Raw genomic sequence first — 23,992 nt, forward strand, 5'->3', positions numbered from 1 at the left:
TAAATTATAGTGTTGCGGAATTAAGGTATAACTTGTCTCATAAAATTAGTTCGTTTTATTTATCCATGAAGTTATCAAATTAACCACCTGACTTACTTTTTCCAATTCGCGAGAATTTCTACCATTATGCTTAAATGAATAAATCGTTTGATATGGAGAGTAAACTGGATATTTACAAAAGGAATGAGTTGTATTAATTATTGCTGCATAAAACGGCTTTTTTTCCTTATACATAGTTTTCTCCAATGTAGTAATGTCTCTCAATGCATAAGTTGTTTCATCTCTTTTACAAACAATATATAGCACAGGGCATTTTATCTTTTTGTAAAACTCAACAGGATTGAATTTTAACATAGCTAAATCATGTTTATTGTGTAATCCCCACTGAGCTTTGACATAATACTCTAAGATTTCTAATTTTTTCCTTTTTTTATTTGCAAAAATTGAGTTAGTCAAGACCGCTTTAAGATAGCCATCATAATCCAAAGAATCCAAAGACAATTTCTCTTGGGCATAATGAGACAATGATGACAGTTCCTTCTCACTCAGCTCAAAGAGTTGTTTCAACAATTCAAACTTACCAGGTGACAAAAATGCATTTTGACTATAAACAAATTCAGTTCCTCTCATTAAAGAGGAAGCAATTTCTACCAAAAAATCAGGTTTGGTGGAACAACTCGCTACCAAAGCTGCCATCGCTCCCTCGCTATGTCCAATAAAGCCAATTTTATATTTTCGAAATTCATTATGGGATTTCAAAAATCGAAAGGCGATTACAGCATCCGACGCTACATCATAAAAGGAACAATTTGTCTTGACTGTATCTTGTACATAGCAAGACACCTTTGATTCATCTGTAGGCTTTAGCAACTCCTCCCGATTGTCAAATACAAACAAAGAAAAGCCACGTTCAACCAAAAGGCGTGTAAAAAACTCATAATCTTGCCATTTTCTTTGAGAAGATGGTACAACTACAAACAAGAACTTCTTTTGCAAGAATTCCTTAGAAGATGATGTTATAAAATAACCATTAAGCCTTGTATGGTTCGACATGGGGATACGAAAACTAACGGTATCACAAGTTAAGCCGAAACAAGCCAGAGGTATCATTAAAATAAAAAGACATATCAGGAATTTATTCTTCATATACATTATCATAAAATTTTAGTATTTTGTTAATCAAGAAATCAAATACGCCAACTTTTTGTTCATCAACAGAATATTGCATCGGTCCCAATGTTTCATATAAAATGTCTGTTTGGTTCAACTGACATTGTAAAAACTCTTGATGACTAAGAAAATCCCACGACAAATCCTGATTGGTATAAATTGCATAAATAGGACATTTCATTTGCTGCAAAATTTGTCCAGAGTCAAAACGAGCAAAGGACCTCGCTAATGAATTTGTAAAAAACAAGAACTCAGCTTTTGTAAGATATTTACCCTTTTTAGGTTTCTTTTCAAACTTACCTTTTTGAATTATTTGAAAAACATTCCGTAAATAGTCAGTTTTGTCAACATCAACAACTTGGTGGTTTTCTCGTTTTATATTTTCCGCTAAAGAAACCTTATTATACAAATAGTCGGATCCATTTAAAAATACCCCAGATAATGCTAACAGCATTATTACATTTTTATTTGATACAGCTTCTTTCATAGCTATATACGTACATTCTTCTACAGGAAATAAAACCAAATTCTTATTTCTAGTGGATATTTGGCTTGTCAAATATAAATGCAAAGAATCAGTAAGATTCTCCAAGCATGTATTCTGATTATTGAGATGCAGTTGAAAATGATGCGTCTCAATTCCATGACTTACCAAACAAGAATCAAACCTGTTTATCACATTTTTTTTTGCAGTCTGACTAGAATAAAGCCAAATTACTTGTGGAAATTCTACTGCATACAAGTACCTTCCCCATAAAATAGCCAGCAATATTAAACCAATAACCTTCCTCATAATACATTCTATTTGTATACATTATCTTGTGGTACAAAAGAATTGTACCACAAGAATATACCTTATTTCAAATTTTTATTCAAATATTCCCTTAATTCCGCAACACTATTATAAATTAAACTTTTTAAGTTCTTGAGCAACAAAAAGTTGCCCAGGATTTTGCCATGTCGAAGAATTCACTTATCTTAGTGTTGCAAAAATAAACAAGCAAAACTCTGATATGGCATGGCAAAGATACAAATTAAATCTGAGAAACTCACTCCTTTCGGAGGAATATTTTCAATCATGGAACAATTTGACTCCACATTGTCTTCTGTAATCGACTCATCCCTCGGTCTAAGGTATAGATCGTTCGGTTATCAGTACAGTGAAATTATCCGTTCTCTCATGAGTATCTACTTCTGTGGTGGATCATGTATTGAGGATGTCACTACTCATTTGATGAACTATCTCACACTTCATCCGACTCTTCGCACTTGTAGCTCTGACACTATCCTCAGAGCGATAAAGGAGCTGACGCAAGAAAACATCTCACACACATCAGATACGGGTAAGAACTACAATTTCAATACGGTTGACACTCTCAATACTTTACTGCTCAATTGTATGTTTGCATCTGGCCAACTGAAAGAGGGCGAGATGTATGATGTTGATTTCGACCATCAGTTCATAGAGACTGAGAAGTATGATGCAAGGCCTACTTGCGTATTTGAGGGATATAAAAAAAGGATGAACTGCATCTCAGTTCATCCTTTTTTATATGTATTGTTTTATTTTTATTCAGCAGCTTTCAGACCCTTCTCCATGGCATCCTTAGCATACTTGTTGTCTGGTTCCAATTTTAAGAGTTTCTCCCAATATGGCTTAGCGAGATTAAAGTCCTGCTTGTCATAGTTGTAGATGAAGCCCATGTATTGATAAGCCTGCTTCAAGTAGCCGATTTCGTCTGCATCACACTGCTTAGCCTCAAGTTCTGTAATTACTTCCTGGTAAGCAGGAATCGCTTTGTCGTCCATCTCGTTCTGGAAAGCAGTATTACCCTCCTGTAACTTAGCAAATGCCTTCAGTGTAGGATACTTCTCTGCCAACTTAGCATACACGTCGATAGCCTTGTTGATATTCTCAACCTTCTTAGCAGCATCCTTGTTTTCTGCAGCCTTCTTAGCCTTGTTGATATAAATCTCAGCAAGCTTCATGAAGTCTGTTGGAGCAGCATCAGGATTCTTATCCATGTATTGCTGGTTGTATTCCAAAGCCTTGTCCTCATCACCCATTTCCTTGTATGCCTCAGAGATATACAATAATGGTTTTGGATCTTCAGCCTTCATCTCCAATGCCTTCTGGTACTGAGCGATAGCTTCGTTGTATTTCTTGTTACCAGCCAACGCCAAACCATAGTAGCTGATGATGCTTGAATTCTTCTTGATAGAGTCTGTATTCATAACGATGTTTGAGTGCTCAAGAGCTACATCATACTTTCTCAAATCAACAGCAGCGCGCATAGCCAAAACCTGCATAGCAGCATCCTTAGGGAATTTCTGAATACCAGCCTGGCAGAGGTTCAAACTTTCCTCTTTCTTATCGAGGACATATGCTGTGAATGCATACTCATAGTAGAGGTACTCTTCCAATGTAGATGGCTTTGCCTTAGAGAAATAGTCGTATGCCTTCTCGTAGTTACCTGCGCTGAAGAAATTGTGACCAGCTTCTGCCTCAATAGGGTAGTCTGGGTTGATTTCTCTCAGTTTGTTCAAAGCTTCTGCACTGGCAGCTGGGTCAATCTTACGATATACGTTAGAATAGCTAATGTATCCCTGAGGATTCTTAGGATCCATTGTCATACACTGGTTGTACCAGGTAGCAGCTTCACCACCGTTATCCTGCATAGCGTAGATATCACCCTTCAAGATATATGCATCACCATAGTTCTTGAATTTTGCAATGACTGCGTCAGCAACCAAGTTAGCCTTATCATAGTCCTTGTGCATAGCAAGGATATTACCCAATGCGATCAATGCCTTAGGATCTTTCTTGAACTCTTTCTGATACTCTTTAATCTCCTTTTCAAATTCTTTAGTAGCAGAGTTACCAGACTTCAATGTTGTCTCGATAGGCTTCAGCATGTCCTTGTAATTAACCTCCTGAGCCATTGCTGGAGCTGATAATCCCATTATCAGTGCTCCTGCTATTAAATATTTAATTGCTTTCATAATTCTAAACTTTAATTCTGTCCTTATTTTATGTAGTTGACGTTTACCTGTCGCTTTCGTTTATTCAATCTTATTTATTTTAACGCCTCTACACGATTTTTAGTTTTTTATGTTTACTTTCTTATAGGTGATATCTCCTCTATAAGGCAGTAATCCTGTTTTGAATACTATGAGTTGTCCACGAGGGTTGGTTATATAATTGGCGAAGCTCCATGGCAAAGCCTTATGAGGATCGACAACTATAGCATATAGTGTTCTAACGAATGGATATCTTCCATCGAGCAAGTATGCCTGATAAGGTTGCCAACTGTTGCTTGGTGTGGCTTTATCCTTTACAGAAACTCGCATTACATGAATATTCTTTTTGAATGTGGTATTTGTAGAATCTCTTCTGTCGTTTAACCAGTTAGATCCAATAACACCGATAGCATTTGGATTTTTATCAACAAAATCAATGACCTGCTTACTGGTTTGAGCAGCCATGATTTTAGCACCAAATTTTTCTCCATGGAGAACAGAGTCAACAACATAGTTGGTAGTAGCAGAACGAGTATTATCGAAAACTACTTCTATGTCTCCTCTCTTAGAACCAGGGACTACGTCACTCCATTTATTAGCCTTACCTGTCAATATGCGCTTAATATCATTTACGGTAATACAAGTATCATTATTGTTCTTGTTTACAATAAATGCCAAACCATCATAACCGATAGGGAAGACGGAAGGAATAACATTACTTTTAGATTTGAGATAAGCGATTTCACTATCTTTCAGCGCTCTTGTAGTGAACAAGAGAGTGGTTTTGAAATCCTTTATCATTTGGAGTCCTGTAACCTCATCAGAATAGAGGGGTTTAAGGTGAGCCTTAGGATATTCAAACTCAAACTGGCTTCTTTCTTCTTCGATGATAGGACTTAAACTTTCGTCAGCTACAAACTGGATTGTACCTGAAGTTGGTGTATCTGTTCTGCCATCTTTGGCTTTCTTCTGGCCACAAGAGCCGAAGAAAGCCAAAGACAACATAATAGTTAATCCTATAAAAATATAAGATGTTTTTTTCATATTCAAATTTACTGCAAATATATTACTGCAATCTAAATACAACAGGTACGGTATATTTTACACGTACAGCAGAACCGTTCTGCTTACCTGGTTTCCATCTAGGCATTGCCCTAACAACTCGCTGAGCCTCACGGTCGAGTGAAGGGTCAACAGAACGCATAACCTTCACATCTGTGATAGAACCGTCTCTTTCAACGACGAAACCAACGATAACACGACCCTGTACGCCGTTTTCCTGAGCTACAACTGGGTATTTGATGTTGCTGCTGAGGAAGGACATCAAGGCACCCTGACCACCAGGGAATGAAGGCATCTCCTCTACAACGTCGAAGACCTTGTTGGAAACTTCAGGCTTTGGTGCTGGTGGTGGAGGTGGTGCAGCGACTGCGATATCACTTCTCACAGCCTCGACGGTACGGTCTTTCACACCTTCCTCGTCCTTTGTACCGACAGCTACCTTAGCGTCGAGTTGATCCATCTGCTTAACCTGGTTTTCCTCTTTTACGAGTTCATCCTTCTTGATGACAGGTGCAGTAAACTTCTGAGTTTCACGAGCCACAGGAATCTCTTTTTTCATTTCAACCTTAGGCTGTACTTTCTCAGGCTTCTTCTTTTCCTTTTCAGCCTGCTTCTGGAGTTTAGCCAACTCCATAGCTTCCATATAAGCTTGCTGTTCTTCAGCTTGTTTCTGTTCGATAACTTTCCAAGCCAAGAATCCGCCTACGAGAGCTGCAGCAATGACCAAGATCAGAAGAGACTTGATGTTTCGACCGGAAGTACCCTTACGGAGCTGGTATGCACCATACTCCTTGTTCTTTCCGGCGAAAACCATATCGACCCATTTAGGATCGTAAAGATCAATTTTTGCCATTTCTTTCTTGTTTTAATTGTTAGTATTCATCTTACATCTTCACGCCTTTTGACTTGAGAAGTTTCTCATCGTCTGGGCTAATTTTGTCGATGACATACGTACCAATGTTCAAAATCTGCATTTCATCGAGTGCGTCAACCATATTCTTATATGATGCGTTATCAGTAGGCTTGATGACGATAGTAAGAGTCTCAATCTTGCGACCATCCAACTCACCACTCTTAATCTTGCTCAACTTCTTCTGATATACGCTATCTGGCATGGCTGGGTTCTTCTGACGCTCAGCGTTCAAAGATCTAACAGCAATCATAATCTGTTCAACTGGACGTAACCCCTCTCCGGTAGTGTGCTCGCGCAAGACCTTACGGATACCATTGCTACCCCATGTAGTCTCCTTGATCCAGTTAGGATCATTGTACTTAGGGATACCAGCACCATAATAAATCTTGTTGTCTGCAGTTACGTAAAGAGTTACGGTACCAGATTCCTTTGCTTCATTCTTCTTGTCCTCTGGTTGGTTGTCATCATTACTTGGCATAGTCAGCTCCATTGTCTGAGGTTTGCTCAATGATGTACACAGCATGAAGAACGTGATAAGAAGCATGAGCATATCCACCATTGGCGTAAAGTCAACGCGGACATTCATTTTCTTTTGTTTGCTTTCTTTCTTACTCATTTATTCGTCCCCCTGTTGTTTTAACTGTGTAATCATATAGTAATGACTCTCGTCCATATCCTGGAGTTCGTTCATCACTCTCTTAACTGTCTTGTATGGTGTAGAAGCATCTGCCTTGAGGGCAATCTTGATTTCTTCGTTTACTGTACGAGCTGCTTGTACCCACTGCTGGAACTCACTCATACCACCATTGATACTGTCGAGAGGAATACCTTTCTTCTGGAGATACTCAGGACGCTTAGAAGCGTTCAATGAGAGGTATGTCTTCAAGTCGCCCATTGGAACACCGAATGTACCCTCACTCTTGAATGTCTCTTGCATCTTTGGAGTCAATTCAACACCGAAGTTGCTTGTCATTGAGCTCAAAGTACTTCCCAGTTGATCAGTATTGTCAATACTCATAAATACTTGGCCTTCGCCGGTAGGTCTACCAGCAGCGTCCTTTTCAGGACTTACCAAGATGGTCAGAACGCCGTTCTCAGGCACCTTAATCTCAGACACAGATCCTGGAGTATTTACCTTGACAGGCTCATTCTTTACGAAAGTAGAGGTGAGCATGAAGAAGGTAAGCAACAGGGTCATAACGTCTGACATAGGCGTCATGTCGATCCAGACGTCACTCTTCTTAATTTTTACTTTACCCATAGCGATAAAATTTTAAAGGGTTAGCAAAAATTAAGCCTCGTCTGCGTGGTTAGCTTCGTATGTCTGAGCAATTGAGTAACCTACCTCGTCGAGTGCGTATGTCAACTTATCTACCTTGTTGGTGAATGTGTTGTAAGATACAACGGCACACCATGAAGTCAAGATACCGAATGCGGTGTTGATCAAAGCCTCAGAAATACCTACAGAAAGTGCTGCTGAGTCAGCGCCACCACCTTCACCCATGGCCTGGAATGACTTGATCATACCGGTTACAGTACCGAGAAGACCGGTCAAAGTACCAAGTGTTACGATTGTAGCGATAATAGGCAAGTTCATTGTCAAAGTAGGCATCTCCAACTGTGTTGCCTCCTCGTGAGCCTGCTGAATCTTAGCTACCTTCTGTGCCTTCTTCAAAGAAGCATTAGCGCCAGACTCCATTGACTTGTAAGCGTTCAAAGAAGCCATAACAACGTTTGCTACAGTACCGCGCTGCTTGTTGCAGAGCTGCTCAGCCTTAGCGAAGTCATTTGCGTTCAAAGCTGTCTTGATGTTTGCAACGAACTTAGGAAGTGCACCTGTACCAGTAGCGGTCTTAAGAGCCAACCAACGCTCGATTGTCATTGCCAATACAGTGAGCAACAAAGTGTGGATAACAGGTACGATAACACCACCTTTGTAGATTGTACCCCAAATGTCTGCTGGGTGATCCTGTACACCTGGATCCTGGAAGTGCATGTCGTTTCCGAACCATGTGAAGAACAATGTGAATGCGATGATAGCACATACCACGATGATCCAGAATGCGCCTCTTACTCCCTGAAAGCCCTCAGACTTTTTAGCTGGGGCTGCTTGTTTTGTAGTTGCCATAATTTTACTTTTTAAATTATTAGTTAATAAATTTATTTATTGTTTCTTTTTTATATGCTTTCTGTTACCTTTTGGTGTTGTTGACACTTTCAGGTTATCGTTCTTGGTCAATCTTTTGGCAAAGATAATAATTTAATACGAACTACGAACCTAATTAAGAAGTTTTAACGAGATATTTCTTATATTTGGTCAAAATATCTCGTTAATTTTTACTTTTTCCGTCTTTTATCCTTTTCTCGTCAAATTTTTACCCTTAAAGCATTCCGATATAAAAAGCCTCTTTTGGGGAGGCTCTTTTTTACTTGAGTTTGCTCAGGGCTTCTTTGATTCTGCGGATTGCTTCCTTGATGTTCTCGTCGCTTGTTGCGTAGCTCATTCTGAAGCAATCTGGATCACCGAAGGCATCACCACCTACAGTTGCTACATGTGCTTCCTCCAAGAGGTACATGGCGAAGTCTGTAGAATTGTTGATGGTCTTGTCTCCATTGCTCTTACCAAAGTAAGAGTTACATTTTGGGAAGAGATAGAAGGCTCCTTGAGGAATGTTGACTTCCAAGCCAGGAACTTCCTTGGCGAGTTTGACAATCAGGTCTCTGCGGCGCTCGAATGCCTGGCGCATTTCTTCTACTGCACTCTGGTCGAGTGTGTAGGCTGCTTCTGCTGCTTTCTGGCTAACGGAGCATGTGCCGCTTGTATATTGTCCCTGCAATTTGTTGCAGCCCTTGATAATCCACTCAGGACCTGCCAGGAAACCGATTCTCCATCCTGTCATAGCGTATGCTTTTGATACACCGTTTGCGATGATGACCTGCTCCTTGAGACCTGGTTCCTGGGCAATGCTGTGATGCTTGCCGATGTAGTTGATGTGCTCGTAGATTTCATCTGCAAGTACGAATACATCTGGATGCTTTCTGAGGACATCAGCTAATGCTGCTAACTCTTCCTTAGAATAGACGCTACCTGTTGGGTTGCTTGGTGAGCAGAGGATGAGCATCTTGGTCTTAGGAGTGATTGCTGCCTCCAATTGCTCTGGAGTCATCTTGAAGTCCTGGTCGAAACCTGCGTTGACTATGACTGGTACACCACCAGCCAACTTTGCCATCTGTGGGTAACTTACCCAATATGGTGCAGGGATAATCACTTCATCGCCTGGGTTGACAAGTGCGAGGATTACGTTGCAGATACCCTGCTTGCCACCTGTGCCTACGATTACTTCATTGACGGTATAGTCGAGTCCGTTCTCATTTTTGAGTTTGGCAACAATCGCTTTTCGCAAATCAGGATAGCCAGGAACTGGTGAATATCTGGAGAAGTTATCATCAATAGCTTTCTTTGCTGCCTCTTTGATATTCTCCGGAGTGTTGAAGTCTGGTTCTCCTACGCTCATGTTGATTACATCAATTCCTTGAGCTTTCATTTCACTACTCTTCTGTGACATCGCCAGCGTTGCTGAAGGTGCCAATCTGTTTAGACGATCAGATAATTGTGCCATAATTCAATTTATATTAATGTTTTGCCTGCAAAATTAATCATTTTATTTCTTTTAGAGAAGAAAAAGTGTCATTAATTCTATTCTTGCAATGAAATAATAACATCTTTTTTCTTTTTTCTCTCTTTTTAAAGGTGCAAGGTATGACCCATCCTGTCTCTTTTGGTCTTGAGATAGCGCTCGTTGTATTTGTTTGGTACTACTTCGATAGGTACATTTTCTACTATTTCCAGACCATAAGCTTCCAGGCCAACTCGCTTGACAGGGTTGTTGGTGAGCAAACGCATCTTGTGAACTCCCAACTGGCGTAGCATCTGTGCTCCGCATCCATAGTCGCGCTCATCTGGCTTGAAACCGAGATGTGTGTTGGCATCCACGGTGTCATAGCCTTCTTCCTGCAACTTGTATGCGGCTATCTTATTCATCAGGCCGATGCCTCTGCCTTCCTGTTGCATGTATATGACTACACCTTTTCCTTCTTTTTCTATCATCTCCATTGCTCTGTGCAACTGCTGTCCGCAGTCGCAGCGCATGCTTCCCAAGATGTCGCCTGTAGCACATGAAGAATGAACACGTACCAGGATAGGTTCCTCTTCTTTCCATTCGCCCTTGATGAGAGCCATGTGCTCCAGTCCGTTGCTCGCCTGACGGAAAGGAATCAGTCGGAAATGACCATATTCTGTAGGCATGTCAACTTCTTCACCCACTTCGATGAGTGATTCCTTCTTCAGTCGGTAGGTAATCATGTCTTTGATAGAGATGACCTTCAAACCCCATTCCTTGGCAAACTCAAGGAGTTCTGGAAGGCGAGCCATCGTTCCGTCCTCGTTCATGATTTCCATGAGAGCACCTGCAGGGTAGAGGCCTGCCATTCTACAAAGGTCGATAGCTGCCTCGGTATGACCACTGCGGCGGAGTACGCCATTGTCTTGTGCATAGAGGGGGTTGATGTGGCCCGGACGTCCGAATGTCTGAGCGGTGGAGTTTGGATCTGCCAATGCCTTGATGGTCTCAGCTCTGTCGTGTGCAGAAACACCTGTGGTGCATCCTTCCAGTTTGTCAATAGTTACAGTAAAAGGAGTGCCCAACATAGAGGTATTATCAGATACCTGGTGAGGAAGGTCCAATTCATCACATCTGCTGATGGTGATAGGAGCGCAAAGTACGCCTCTTGCGTGTTTGAGCATGAAGTTTACTTTCTCTGCATCTATCTTCTCTGCTGCAATAATGAGATCGCCTTCGTTTTCGCGGTCTTCATCATCTACAACAATTACGAATTTTCCTTCTTTGAAGTCTTTTACAGCATCTTCAATGTTGTTTAATCTTAAATCTGCCATTTTGATACTTTATTTTATAGTTACATTTTGATTATTACGTGTTTGTATATCTTTTATTCTGCCGAGGATATCGGTGTTTGTCTGAGAGATGATACGCAGGTCTCTGTACAGACGCATTCTGAATCTCCACATTCGCAGGTATAATACGATGCCGAATGGTACGATGATTGCCGCAGCGATATTCAGCCATTTTCTTTCGAATGGTCGTGTATGTGCCTTGGTGGCCAGAATCGGATATTTGTTCAAATCGTGCAGAATGAACTTGTTCTTTGTATTTGTCAGGTCTTCTATCACGTTTTCCAATTCCTCGTTGATGCGTTCTATCTCGTGGTCTGGCTGATATCTGAAGAATACATTGATGAAATTAGGCAGTCTTTTGAGGTGCTGCACCTTATTATATATATATACATCTTCTGTAATCTTTGCCAGTTTCTCTGCATCTGTCGTGTAATCTGGGTTGTTGATGATGACTTCTTTGCCGAAAATGTGGCGTTTCAGTCGGATGCCTAACAGTTTTGCAAAGAATTCCTTATAAGCATCGATATTGAACACGGCAGAATCGTTGGTGGCTTTCCAGGTGACGAAGATGGCCAATGGTATCATGACCGCTGATGCCAATCCCTTACCAAACCAGATGGCCCACATTCCGCTTCTTGCCATTCGGTATCCGGAATTATCCAAGATGAAGTAGATGATGAATATCAGCACGGATATCACAACCGGGAAACCGAGTCCTCCTTTTCGGATGATGGCACCGAGTGGTGCGCCGATGAAGAAGAATATCAGACATGATAGGGCAAGCATGAACTTGTTGATGGCCTCGATTTTGTGTAATCTGATAATCTGGTCTGCATCACCAGTCATCATGCTCTTGAAGTCCAGATCGCTCGATGCTTGTCGAATATCCGACAGTGCGCTGTTGATAACTCTGATCTTCTGGCTTTGCGGGAGTCTGTTGAATAAGGTATCTATCTCATATCCCTTTGCATCTGCCTTCTTGATGGCATTGGCAGAGTCTGCTTTGCTGACAGATGGGATTCGGTAATATCTGACAGATGCATCGGCCAGATAGCTTCTTCCTACAGAGTCATATCTGGCATTCAGCGAATCGATGGTATGATAGATCTGTTCCAGACTCTTGCCCTTGGCGTTATTGGATAGCGATGCTGCGTCTGTCATATTGAAGTCTGCATCGAAATCCAGAACAATTCTTTTGCTGATAAACGACTCTCTTCGGTATGGAACGGAAGCACTGTTTGCCATTTCGCTGCTTTGCATGTTCTCAAACCATTCGCCGCTCCAGAGAGTAAGCAGGAGGTGCTTCTTCTCGGCAGTACTCTGGAGCATGGCAGAGTCGGCAAGAATGATGGCAGCATCTTCATAGCTGTCTGTCATTCGGTAGATCATTACTCCATAGAGTTTACCTGTTTTGATATCTTTCTTCTGCACATACAGGTTGCAGTTTGGAATACCATCATAGAAAATACCTTCCGGGATTTCCAGTTCTGGACTCTTCTGCTTCATGGAGATAAGAAGCTGGGTGAGTTTCATATTGGAACTTGGACCAATATTATTTTGGAAGTAGAAGGAACCAAACATGATGATGATGGTGATGACAATCAGAGATCGGAAGGATTGCATCAGGGAAATACCCGCAGCCTTGATGGCTGTGAGCTCTGAACTTTCACCGAGATTACCAAACGTGATCAGTGAGGAGAGAAGAATGGCGAGCGGTAATGCTTGGGGAACAAGCATTAATCCCATATACCAGAAGAATTGAGCCATCACTTCCATGGTCAGTCCTTTTCCGATGAGTTCGTCAATGTATCTCCACAAGAATTGCATCATCAGCACAAACTGGCAGATGAAGAATGTTCCTATGAAGAGCAAGCCAAACTGTTTGGCGATAAATATGTCTAATTTCTTAATTCGAAGCATTTTATTTATGTCTATTGAACAAGTCGGTATATTCCGTTTATTCATTTTCAGTCTGCAAAGGTAACACAAAAAAATAGAATATCCTTCATTTTTGCAGATTTTATATATTTATTAAGGTGTAAAATAGGCTGCAAATAGGGGAAAAATAAAAAAATGCACTTTTTTCGAAAAAAAATGCAGAAAAATTTGTTCAATTCAAAATAATGTATTACCTTTGCACCCGCAATCGAGAAAACGTTTTGCTGTGATGGCGGGATAGCTCAGCTGGTTAGAGCGTCGGATTCATAATCCGGAGGTCGTGGGTTCGGGTCCCACCCCCGCTACAAAAGGAACACTAACTGAAAAGTTAGTGTTTTTTTATGCTCAAAACTTTCCCTGTTTTATCCACAAGGTTTTATAAAGTTATCCACATCTTTATTCTTATTGTTGATAACTTGTGTATATTCTTGAATATCAGTTACTTCTATTGATACTTTCATGTGTTAATATCTTTTGTGGACTAATGATACATCCTCCTAATAGTAAGATTTATTAAAAAATGAGTATTCTTGTTTGAAGTTTCGAAAAATATTCGTATTTTTGTCACGTTTTTGTGTTCCTGCTTTTATAAAATGCCTTTTGAGGGCAAGCGGGGCAATATCATTATTTTAATTTTCGATGTATATGAAGTGTTTAAATTCCAGACTTTCTCATCTTATAATATTCGTGTTATTCGGAATTGTTGGGTCTTTACTCACAGTAGGTTGTGTGAAGCATCCAAAGAAATTTGTGATCGGAGTATCCCAATGCTCTGAGGATATTTGGCGCGATAAACTCAATGATGAGTTGAAGATGGGAGAATACCTCAATGATTCTATTATTGTGAAACTTGCTTCTTCGAATGATGATAATGTGTTGCAGAACAAGCAGGTCAACCAGTTTGTAGATGAAGGTGTAGATTTGCTGATTATTTCTCCTAATCAGATGAGTGCCATTTCCAAGGCTGTTGAGCGTGCCTATGACAAGGGAATCCCTGTGATTTTGTATGACCGTATGTCCAATACTGATAAATATACTGCTTTCATAGGTTGTGACAATTATAAGATAGGTAGCTCTATGGGCAAATATATAGCTCAGCAATTGCAGGGTAAGGGACGTGTTGTTGAGATTCGCGGACTTGAAGGGTCTTCCCCTGCTTTGGAGCGTCATCGTGGTTTTATGGATGCGCTTAAATCCTATCCGGATATTCAAGTAGTAGCTTCTGCTGGTGGAGATTGGAAGGAGGAAAGCGGTATTCGTGCAATGAAGAAAATACTGAAAAAGACGCAGGATTTTGATTTCGTCTTTGCTCATAACGACCGCTTGGCCTGGGGTGCATACGTGGCTGCTAAGCAGATGGGCGTAAACCGCAATTATAAATATACCGGTGTGGATGGTATGGCAACCGAGGGTGGGGGGCTGGAACTCGTGCGTGATGGAGTGTTTGATGCATCCTATCTTTATCCTACTAAAGGCGATGAGGTTATTGCCTTAGCAATGAAGATATTAAAGCATCAACCTTACAAACGCGATAATTTCTTGAGTACTTCCATCATCACCAAGGCTAATGCAGAGCTTACTTTGATGGAAGCAAGGGATGCTGAGCGACAGGCACGGAATCTGAAAACTTTGCACAAACAAGTCGATCAGTATCTTGCTGATTATAATTCTCAGCAAGTCATGCTGATAGGATTATGTCTGTTCCTTTTTATCTGTATTGCTGGTGCAGCGCTGATATTCAGAGGTTATGTTGTTAAAGTAAAGTTGAACGAAAAACTGGCAAATACGAACGATGAACTGAAAAGGGTTAATGGCGAATTGGGACAGAAAAATGATGAGCTAAAGCGCTTGAATGATGAAGTTATGGAATTAACTAATTCTCGCTTGGTATTCTTTACCAACATCAGTCATGAACTTCGTACGCCGCTTACTTTGATAGCAGATCCGGTAGAGATGCTTTTGGAGGATAATAGTATCAAGGGGAAAGCAAGAGATTTGCTGAAGATGGTACAGCGTAATGCCTTGGCACTTCAGCAGTTAGTAGGAAGTATTCTTGATTTCCGCAAGATTCAGAATGGAAAGATGGATTTGGAACTTTATCGTTTTGACCTTGTAAAGGCGTTGACGCTTTGGACAAGTGATTTCCTGCTGGCAGCTGAACGTAAGCATATCATGCTTCATCTGGATGTAGAAGAATTTAAGAGACAGGGAAAGATAGTGGCTGATAAAGAGAAAATTGCTCGTGTAGTATTCAATCTCTTAAGCAATGCCTTGAAATATACTCCTGCTGGAGGCGATATTTTTGTATCTTTAAAAATGGTTGATCCCCATCAGGTTCAAGGTTTATCTGCCGAGACCATCAATTCTTATAAGGATTTTTTCCGTATCGATGTGCGTGATACGGGCATGGGAATTTCTCATGAAGAAGCTGAAAAGGTGTTTGAACGTTTCTTCCAGGCCAAAGGTGCTGCCAGTGGAACGGGTATCGGATTGGCCCTTGTCAAGTCGTTTGTGGAGTTACATCATGGCAAGGCTTGGGTGGAGAGCAAAACGGATCAGGGTAGCAATTTTATAGTAGTTATTCCTTGTAAACAGATAGGTGATGCACAGGTTATCCACAATGATGAGGAAATTGTGGATAACTCTGAAAGTGCTTCATTATCAGTAGGTAAAATGACGATTAATGAGTCTGATCTGCAGTATATCGACGATGGAAATAAACAAAATGGAAAACTCCAGAAGTTATTGGATGAGCAAGGAAATAAACCTTCTTTATTGGTGATTGATGATAATAATGACATTCGTCAATATATTCGCACGCTTTTGCAGGATAAGTTTTATATCTTTGAGGCTTCCGATGGTAAGGAAGGGTTGGAAATCGCCCGGAAGGAAGTTCCTGATTTGGTAATCTGTGATGTCATGATGCCTGTGATGAATGGTTTGGAATTTACAAGGCAGTTGAAAACCCAGACCATCACTTCTCATATTCCTGTCATTGTGCTCACTGCTAAAAATTTGGATGAGCATCGTGCCCAAAGTTATGAGTATGGTGCTGATTCTTACATTACCAAACCATTCCATGGCAAGGTTCTTTTGTCCCGTATAGAAAACCTTCTCAAGCAGCGAAGATTGCTGAAGAGTCATTTTGAGAATATTTTCAATCAGACTTCTCAAACAGCAGAACAGGAAGTAGCTATGAACCAGTTGGAAGATAGAGACAAGCAGTTCCTCAATCAACTTCATGCTATTATCCAGAAGAATCTTTCAGACAGTGAGTTTGGCGTAGAGGATATTGGCAAAGAAATTGGCTTGAGTCGTGTGCAGCTCTATCGTAAGGTGAAAGCAATGACGGGTTCTTCTGTAGTAGATTTGCTTCGCAAGGCTCGTCTTGCCAAGGCTAAACGACTACTTGAAAGCCGTAGTATGAGTGTTTCAGAGGTTGCCTATGAAGTCGGTTTTTCTGCACCTTCTTACTTTACGAAGTGCTTTAAGGAAGAATATGGTATGTTGCCAGGAGAAGTAGGGAATAACTAAAGTCTTTATTCCCAATCTTCAAACTCCAGTTCCAGTTCCCGGTATTCTGGTCCTTGGCTACTGTTTTCCCTGTCCTCTTTCTTTGCTTCTTCTGAAGTAGCATTGCTTACAGACAAGCCGAGAAGGCGGATAGGGCGGCTGGCGGAGTAATCTACTTGTTGGAGCAATCGCTTGGCAAGTGGGAGTATTTCTTCTTTTTCCTTCAGGATTTTCTCTTGTGAAATGCTGCGGGTAATCTGGGTGAAGTCGGAAAACTTCACCTTTAAAGTTAATGTCCTACCCTCAAACCCACTCTTGGAAATCCGCTCCTGGAGTTCAAGTACTGAATGATAGAGTTCTATGATGACTGCCGTTTTTTTATAGATATCTTCCAGAAAAGTCTGTTCGCATCCCACAGACTTCCTCACTCTGCTTGTGATAACAGGTCTGTTGTCTATCCCACGGGCAAAGTCATAGAAGATATGACCGGCTTTTCCGAACACTTCAACCAGATGTTCCTCGGATACTTTCCGTAGGTCAGCTCCGTTGAAGATACCCATGAAGTGCATCTTTTGCAAGGTTTTCTTGCCCACGCCCCAGAAATCCTCTACGGGTAGCTGGGCGATGAAATCGAGCGCTTTGTCTGGATGGATGGTGCAGATACCATCAGGTTTACGGTAATCAGAAGCCACTTTGGCGAGAAACTTGCAGTAGCTGATGCCAGCCGAGGCGGTGAGTCCGGTTGCTTCCTTGATACGGGTTTTGATTTCTTTGGCGATATCCACCGCCAGTTCTATCCCTTTCTTATTCTGTGTTACATCAAGAAAGGCTTCATCTATGGAGATGGGTTCGATGAGATTGGTATATTCCTGGAATATCTGATGTATCTGATGGGATATTTTAGCGTAATAATCATGCCGGCAGGGCACGATGATGAGATTAGGGCAGCGCTGCTTGGCTTGAGCGATGGATTGCGCCGAGTGAACGCCATACTTCCTTGCCTCATAGCTGGCTGTAGAAACCACACCACGTGGACCGTCGAAGCCAACCGCTACCGGTTTGCCCCGAAGTTCCGGATTGTCTCTTTGCTCTACAGCCGCAAAGAAAGCATCCATGTCAATATGTATGATCTTGCGTTCTTCCATCGTCTTGTTGTAATCCGACTTATCTCTATCTGATGCAAAGATACTGTTTTATTCTTTTTTGAAACAAATCTTTTAGAAAATTTTGCTTATTAGATGCTTCAGGTGCTTCTTTTGCTGATAAAAAACGTTCATTGGCTATTAATTTTGTTGCAATGAACGGAAAGTTATATCAGATGAAAGGATATTTTAAGTATGTGTTTAGACCTTTATATAATTTTGCATCAGAAATCAAAACAATAACGCTAACAATTAAAACATTAAGGTTATGAATACCTATTCTATGAGAAAGTCAGCAGCCATGGTGCTTGCGCTTTCATTACTTCATGTCTCTTCAGTTTTAGCACAAGACGACAATACCAACTCTAAGGAGGAAGGTAATCGTAATGTGATGTTGAATGCAGCCAGTGCGAATGGTCCTCGTGAGATTCAGATTGGTCTTCCTTCAGCCGATGTCAATGTTCTCGAGAATGGCTTGCCTGTTACTTATGCAACCAATCCTCATTCTGTCAACACGATTTGGCGTGGTGATGCAAGTTTGAGCCATCAGGGTTTGCTCAAGATTGCTGAAACAGCTATCACTACAGGTAATATCGGTTATGCTGTGAATTCTTTCACCCAGAAAGGACAGAAAGGTTTCAATGGTACTTTGAATTATAAGAGCAATCACTTCGGATTGCAGGAATTCTCTTTGAATATGAATGGTGATTTGGGAAGCGACTGGTACTACAGCTTTAATATGTATCAGGATTTCGACCCAGGAACCTTTAAGATTAAGTCAACTCCTTATCAGGACCGTACTCAGATTTATAAGGCGCTCCTCACCAAAAAGTATAACGGCAACCGTGGTGAATTTACTGCTATGTATAAGTATGCCAACAGCCACAACGTATATAACTATGCTACCCAGAGTGCTCCATTCATTTATGTAGGTGATGGAAGCGTGAAGGAGTATGGTGACTTCAAGCTCGGTACCACCTCTTATCTTCCTATTGATAACGAGATGACTTATCGCAATATGCGTACCGGCAAGTTGGAGCAGACTTCTCTCTATGATGCCTGTCTGAACAAGGCAAGCGAGGTTACCCTGATGAACAACTACCGCTTTGACAACGGTTTGAACTGGAAGGCAACCTTGAAGTACGATCACTCACGTGGTGCGATGGTTTACCAGTCACCAATGTCTATCATCGATTTGAAGAACGAGGCTAACAAGGGCGTATATAATTATATGTATCGCGACATCAACGGACAGACCAAGGCTTACAATGGTCAGTATGTTCAGACCCGTATGTCTTGCCTCAATTCCGGAACCATCGATGAGGCTCTCTTCACCACCGAACTCAGCAAGAAATTCAGAACTTCCACCTTCCGTCTTGGCGTGAATGAGTGGTTCTACCATATCGATTATTGCTCAAATACAACCATGTATGACCAGAGTATTCCTGCAGATGGCAGTTATGCGTTGCGTGTCTGGGATGCTAACCAGCGCAACAGCTATTTCTACGATTTCAACAAGAACGCCTCTGAGTATTACAAGGGAAGCGAAAACAAACTGGCTCTCTACTTCACCCACGATTGGGACGTGACCAATAAGTTGAACCTCTACTATGGTGCACGTTTGGAGTGGCAGAAGCTGAAGGGTGAAAACGCTGCAGTGAAGAATGCGCAGGGTGATTTTGTAGGTCGTTTTGCTGATTACCATCTCGGTGCTACGGCTGCTGACGGAACCAAGATTGCTCCTGCAGACTTGAGTTACAGTTGGTTGAACTACGATTTCTCTGTAGCAGCAACTTATAAGTTGACCGATAACTTCGGCTTCACTGGTGATTTCACTTACATCGTGCAGCATCCTAAGTTCGAGGCTTTTGCTCCAGCAACATTGCCAAATACGGACAAGATCTCAGTACCATTGGGTCGTGCTGGTATCTACTACAATAACTCTTGGTTGAGTTTGACTTCGTTGTTCTCTTACATTTCCAAGACCAACAACAATTCAACTCTGAACTTGCAGCATGGCAGTGAGATTAAGGCAGCTCCTTTGGCTTACGATATCCAGACATGGGGATGGACAACCGACGCTGTGGCTCATCCATTCAAGGGATTTGATTTCCACTTCCTCTTCACATATCAGAAGCCTACCTACAAGAAGTATGAAACCAGCATCACCTTCAACGATGGCTATGTTGGCAAAATCAACGCCACAGGCAATATCGTAGCAGAGATTCCTCAGATTCTCATTGAGTTGGATCCAAGCTACATGATTACCAAGGATATCAAGCTTTGGACAAGTTTCCGCTACTTCAGTAAGACTTATGCCAACATCAACGAGGCATATTACTTCAATGGTCACTGGGAGACCTTTGGTGGTGTAAACTGGCAGGCTACCAAGCGCTTGGCTCTCGGTTGCACGGTGGTCAACTTCTTGAATCAGACTGGTGCCAAGGGTAGTATCGCAGGTGCCGAGCTGATTACCAAGGATGAGGCTAAGGGAATCAAGAATCAGATTATGACGGGAAGTTATCTCCGTCCATTCACGGTTGAATTCACAGCTTCGCTTAAATTCTAAGCGTTTTAATTCCAATACATATAATCGACAGCTCCTATATATAATAAGGTATAGGGCTGTCGATAATAACGAAAACAATTCTACATATTAATAGATATAAACAATAACAATTAACAATAGTTTTACAATGAAAACAAACAATATGATGAAGGCTGCCTGCCTCATGTTGATGGCATCAGCTACCACTTCTGCTTTTGCACAGAAGATGAATATCGAACAAAAGGGTGATACTACTATCATCAAGGTGGAGAATCCTACCAAGTATCTTCTTCTCCCTATCCAGGAAGAGAAGGATGAGGCCCAGGTTTTGCTCGATACAGGTTCTAAAGATGATACTTGGATGGACGTTCGCCTGGCTCAGAATGGTTCTGATTACTATGTGCCTTTCGCTTTGGGAAAGGGTAAGACTGCTACAGTCAAGATTCTTGGTCTGAAGAAGGATGCTTTGGCACTCAACTTGCTCAAGCTCAGTGATACATTCGACACCACCAATACCGATTACTATCGTCCTTCTTATCACTTCACTCCGCTCTATGGTTGGATGAACGACCCTAACGGTATGGTATATAAGGATGGAGAGTATCATCTCTATTTCCAGTATAACCCATACGGAAGCAAGTGGGGCAATATGCACTGGGGACATGCCGTAAGCAAGGACCTGGTTCATTGGGAGCATCTCGACCCAGCCATCGCCCGCGACCCTGTAGGTCATATCTTCTCTGGTAGTTCGGTTGTGGATAAGAAGAATACGGCAGGTTTTGGCAAGAATGCCATCATCGCTATCTATACCAACAACAGTGTGAACCACGATGAAGTACAGTGCATCGCCTACAGTAACGACAATGGTCGCACCTTTACCAAGTACGAGGGCAATCCTGTGTTGACTCCATTCGATGGTTTGAAGGACTTCCGCGACCCTAAGGTGTTCTGGTATGAGAAGGGAAAGTGCTGGTATATGATTGTTTCTGCCGATAAGGAGACCCGTTTCTATAAGTCAAAGAACTTGAAAAAGTGGACTTACGTGAGTGCCTTCGGTAAGGGCATGGGTCAGCAGCCATGTCAGTATGAGTGCCCAGACTTCTTCCAGTTGCCTGTAAATGGTGATAAGAAGAAGATGAAGTGGGTGATGACCATGAATATCAATCCAGGTTGCTGGTTTGGTGGCAGTGCTACCGAGTATTTCGTAGGTGATTTCGATGGCAAGAAGTTCACTTGTCCTGATGCCACCGAAGTAAAGTGGCTCGATTGGGGTAAGGATCACTATGCTACTGTTACCTTCTCAAACACAGGCGACCGAGTATTGGGTATCACCTGGATGAGCAACTGGCAGTATGCCAACCTTACTCCGTTCAAGCAGAATCGTGGTGCCAACGGATTGCCACGTGAGTTGAAACTCTACGAAAAGAACGGCAAGTATTATATTTCAGAAGATGTAGCTCCAGAGGTTTATGCATTGCGTAAGGACACCAAGAATGTGGCAGATGCTTCTGTTGCCGATGCTAAGGATTTGAAGGGTGTTGCAGCCAATATGAATGGTGCTTTCGAAATCGAGGCTGATGTAACTCCTAATGCCAACGGCATTGCTGGTATTGAGATTTCAAACAACAAGCGTGAGCGCACTATGATTTATTTCGATATGAAGCAGGGAAAGGTTGTGATGGATAGAACCGAGAGTGGCCTGACCGATTTCGGCAAGCAGGCGGTTCCTCACGATATCGAGTTGGCTTGGGACAAGCAGCTGGCAGCAGAAGGCAAACAGCCTGCCCGCATCACCAACTCCATCAATTACAAGAACGATTTCGCTCTGGCTACTTGGGCACCATTGAGTCTTTGTGAGGATGGCAAGAAGACCTATCATGTTGATATCTTCGTAGATAAGTCATCTGTTGAGCTCTTCGTAGATGGCGGTCGCATCGCCATGACCAACCTCGTGTTCCCTGTAGCTCCATACGAGAATGTGAAGCTTTATACCCAGGGTGGCAAGGCTGAGTTCAAGAACCTGAAGGTTCATAAACTTGGTTTGTAAAATATAAATATGATATAATAAATAGTTGATATTAGTGCTAATAGTATTGAGTCACAACTTGGATATGTTCGGGTTGTGGCTCTTTTTTCTGATAAAACGATGGTCGTTTCAAAAAGAATTAGTATTTTTGCGCTCATAATAAATACAACTATTGATGAAAAGACTTTATAAAAACTTAACTATACTATTTTGTCTGATTCTTCTTCTATGTTCTTGCACCCAGAAGAAGGTGGTGATAGGTGTGTCGCAATGTTGTAGCGGACTTTGGCGCGAGAAGGTGAATAATGAGATGCGACTGGCGCAGTATCAATATGATCATGTGGATTTGCTGTTTGCTACTGCAGAGAATGACGGGCAACGTCAGGCTCGCCAGATAGACAGTATGATAGCCAGGAAGGTAGATTTGATCGTTGTTGCCCCTGATAACGTGAATGATGTAACACCTGCCATCGAGCGAGCTTATCGTGCGCATATCCCGGTTATCCTCTTCGACAGAAAGGTAAAGACACCACATTATACAGCTTCCATCGGTGGCGATAATGTAGAAGCGGGTAGGGAAGTAGCCCGCTTTCTTGCCAGTAAACTGGATGGAAAAGGTACCGTTGTTGAGATTACGGGCTTGAAGGATGCTTCCCCTGTCATTGAGCGCCATCGTGGTTTCCACGAGGTGATGAAGAATTATCCGGGAATCAAGGTGGTTACCCTAGAAAGCAACTGGAAGATGGAGCGTGCCCAGGAGTTAATGAAGCAATATCTGGATAAGGGCGGACATGCGGATGGCGTGTTCGGACATAGCGACTTGGGTGCCATAGGAGCCTTTCTGGAAGCAGAGAGACGAGGCATTGATAAGCAGATGCTGATAGTAGGCATTGATGGATTGCCTGGTATCTGGGAAGGAGTGGATAGAGTGAAGAGGGGGCATTTTGCTGCTTCTTATGTCTATCCTACCCAGGGCGAAAAGATTATGGAATTGGCGATGAATATCCTTCAGGGTAAACCCTATAAGAAGGATAATGTAATGAAATCATTCCTTGCTACCTCTGAAAACTGCGATGCCATCGCTCTGCAATATCAGGATCTGGAAGCCAAGATGAAGAATCTGGATCAGATTTCTGACAGTCTTGATTCTTATTCAAAGGTTTCCCGTATCCAGAAATGGATGCTTTTGATCGCCTTTATTGTAGTTCTGATTCTGTTCTTTGTCATCTACTATATATATAAGGTATATAGAAAGAAACTGCAGAAACAGAAAGCCGTGGCTCGTGGCTTCATCGAGAATAAGGAGGGCTGGGCTACTGAATTGAATCACCTGGATGAGAGTGATCGTTACTTCATGGATCGTTTCAAGAAGAAGATTCTTGAGAATATGGGCAATGCTGATATGAAGATGGATGATTTGGGAGCCCAGATGCAGTTGAGCAAGGTGCAGCTCTATCGCAAGGTGAAGGCTATGACAGGAAAAACGCCTGCCGAGCTCCTGAAAGAGATGAGACTGCAAAGAGCCTATACCCTCTTGCAGCAAACAGACAAGACAATCTCTGAAGTTTCGGCAGAAGTAGGCTTTGCAGTTCCTGGCTATTTTTCATCATGCTTCAAGAAGCAGTTTGGTGTTCTTCCTACCGATTTTAGAAATGAACAGGCATCTAATAAGGAATAGTTTTCTAAC

General features: G+C 41.9%; 16 protein-coding genes, 1 tRNA gene and 1 pseudogene. 6 read left to right on the top strand and 12 right to left on the bottom strand.

The genetic code is table 11. The features are described 5' to 3' along the window. Nucleotides 1-45 precede the first annotated feature (45 nt). Both EXN75_RS04690 and EXN75_RS04695 read right to left on the bottom strand, forming a co-directional pair. On the bottom strand, nt 46-1,146 hold the full coding sequence (locus EXN75_RS04690) for an alpha/beta hydrolase (RefSeq protein ID WP_167639447.1): 1,101 nt from the start codon (nt 1,144-1,146) through the stop codon (nt 46-48). Then, nucleotides 1,136-1,963, bottom strand: a complete 828-nt coding sequence (locus EXN75_RS04695; protein WP_134842950.1) for a hypothetical protein — start codon at nt 1,961-1,963, stop codon at nt 1,136-1,138. Before EXN75_RS04695 ends, EXN75_RS04690 begins: the two co-directional genes overlap by 11 nt. A 225-nt stretch (nt 1,964-2,188) precedes the next feature. On the opposite strand from EXN75_RS04695, the pseudogene EXN75_RS04700 reads away from it, so the two are divergent. Beyond that, nucleotides 2,189-2,686, top strand: a pseudogene (locus EXN75_RS04700) (IS1380 family transposase); the annotation flags it as partial. A gap of 53 nt (nt 2,687-2,739) precedes the next feature. Here the strand turns inward: EXN75_RS04700 and EXN75_RS04705 are convergent. The 9 genes from EXN75_RS04705 to EXN75_RS04745 form a co-directional block, all read right to left on the bottom strand. Further along, nucleotides 2,740-4,173 (bottom strand): tetratricopeptide repeat protein, encoded by a 1,434-nt coding sequence (locus EXN75_RS04705; RefSeq protein ID WP_134842951.1) that lies wholly within the window; start codon nt 4,171-4,173, stop codon nt 2,740-2,742. Nucleotides 4,174-4,272: 99 nt separating this feature from the next. Then, nucleotides 4,273-5,235, bottom strand: coding sequence for a PstS family phosphate ABC transporter substrate-binding protein (locus tag EXN75_RS04710; RefSeq protein WP_022110625.1), 963 nt, complete (start codon nt 5,233-5,235; stop codon nt 4,273-4,275). Between the two features lie 22 nt (nt 5,236-5,257). Next, nucleotides 5,258-6,106: an energy transducer TonB gene (locus EXN75_RS04715; protein ID WP_134842952.1), complete on the bottom strand. Its 849-nt coding sequence runs from the start codon at nt 6,104-6,106 to the stop codon at nt 5,258-5,260. 31 nt (nt 6,107-6,137) lie between these two features. Beyond that, nucleotides 6,138-6,782, bottom strand: coding sequence for an ExbD/TolR family protein (locus tag EXN75_RS04720; protein ID WP_118116620.1), 645 nt, complete (start codon nt 6,780-6,782; stop codon nt 6,138-6,140). Beyond that, nucleotides 6,783-7,427: an ExbD/TolR family protein gene (locus tag EXN75_RS04725; RefSeq protein ID WP_118116618.1), complete on the bottom strand. Its 645-nt coding sequence runs from the start codon at nt 7,425-7,427 to the stop codon at nt 6,783-6,785. It lies immediately after the preceding gene. 30 nt (nt 7,428-7,457) lie between these two features. Next, complete coding sequence (locus EXN75_RS04730) at nt 7,458-8,294, bottom strand: MotA/TolQ/ExbB proton channel family protein (protein ID WP_118116616.1); 837 nt, start codon at nt 8,292-8,294, stop codon at nt 7,458-7,460. Nucleotides 8,295-8,592: 298 nt separating this feature from the next. After that, the gene (locus EXN75_RS04735) at nt 8,593-9,786 is read right to left on the bottom strand and encodes a pyridoxal phosphate-dependent aminotransferase (protein WP_022110636.1); all 1,194 of its coding nucleotides are present in this window, start codon (nt 9,784-9,786) and stop codon (nt 8,593-8,595) included. 125 nt (nt 9,787-9,911) lie between these two features. After that, nucleotides 9,912-11,120: a bifunctional 3,4-dihydroxy-2-butanone-4-phosphate synthase/GTP cyclohydrolase II gene (locus EXN75_RS04740; RefSeq protein WP_118116614.1), complete on the bottom strand. Its 1,209-nt coding sequence runs from the start codon at nt 11,118-11,120 to the stop codon at nt 9,912-9,914. A gap of 9 nt (nt 11,121-11,129) precedes the next feature. Beyond that, nucleotides 11,130-13,058 carry an LptF/LptG family permease gene (locus EXN75_RS04745; protein ID WP_134842953.1) on the bottom strand — a complete coding sequence of 643 codons (1,929 nt, stop codon included), beginning with the start codon at nt 13,056-13,058 and terminating at the stop codon, nt 11,130-11,132. A 249-nt stretch (nt 13,059-13,307) separates the two neighbouring features. On the opposite strand from EXN75_RS04745, the gene EXN75_RS04750 reads away from it, so the two are divergent. After that, nucleotides 13,308-13,381: transfer RNA gene (locus EXN75_RS04750), tRNA-Met, on the top strand. A gap of 424 nt (nt 13,382-13,805) precedes the next feature. Beyond that, a complete protein-coding gene (locus tag EXN75_RS04755; protein ID WP_246031290.1) occupies nt 13,806-16,610 on the top strand; it encodes a hybrid sensor histidine kinase/response regulator transcription factor in 2,805 nt (934 codons plus the stop codon). Between the two features lie 5 nt (nt 16,611-16,615). Here the strand turns inward: EXN75_RS04755 and dinB are convergent, their stop codons facing one another. Continuing rightward, entirely contained in the window at nt 16,616-17,734 is a 1,119-nt protein-coding gene (gene dinB, locus EXN75_RS04760; RefSeq protein ID WP_118117156.1) for a DNA polymerase IV, read from the bottom strand. A gap of 265 nt (nt 17,735-17,999) precedes the next feature. Here dinB and EXN75_RS04765 point away from each other — a divergent pair, with 265 nt between their 5' ends. From EXN75_RS04765 to EXN75_RS04775, 3 genes are all read left to right on the top strand, one after another. Beyond that, entirely contained in the window at nt 18,000-20,300 is a 2,301-nt protein-coding gene (locus tag EXN75_RS04765) for a TonB-dependent receptor (RefSeq protein WP_134842955.1), read from the top strand. Nucleotides 20,301-20,427: 127 nt separating this feature from the next. Beyond that, a complete protein-coding gene (locus EXN75_RS04770; protein ID WP_134842956.1) occupies nt 20,428-22,326 on the top strand; it encodes a GH32 C-terminal domain-containing protein in 1,899 nt (632 codons plus the stop codon). A gap of 229 nt (nt 22,327-22,555) precedes the next feature. Next, nucleotides 22,556-23,983: an AraC family transcriptional regulator gene (locus EXN75_RS04775; RefSeq protein WP_167639448.1), complete on the top strand. Its 1,428-nt coding sequence runs from the start codon at nt 22,556-22,558 to the stop codon at nt 23,981-23,983. The last annotated feature ends 9 nt before the right edge of the window (nt 23,984-23,992 follow it).

The sequence above is a fragment of the Segatella hominis genome (assembly GCF_004535825.1).
GTDB classification, from domain to species: Bacteria; Bacteroidota; Bacteroidia; order Bacteroidales; family Bacteroidaceae; genus Prevotella; species Prevotella hominis.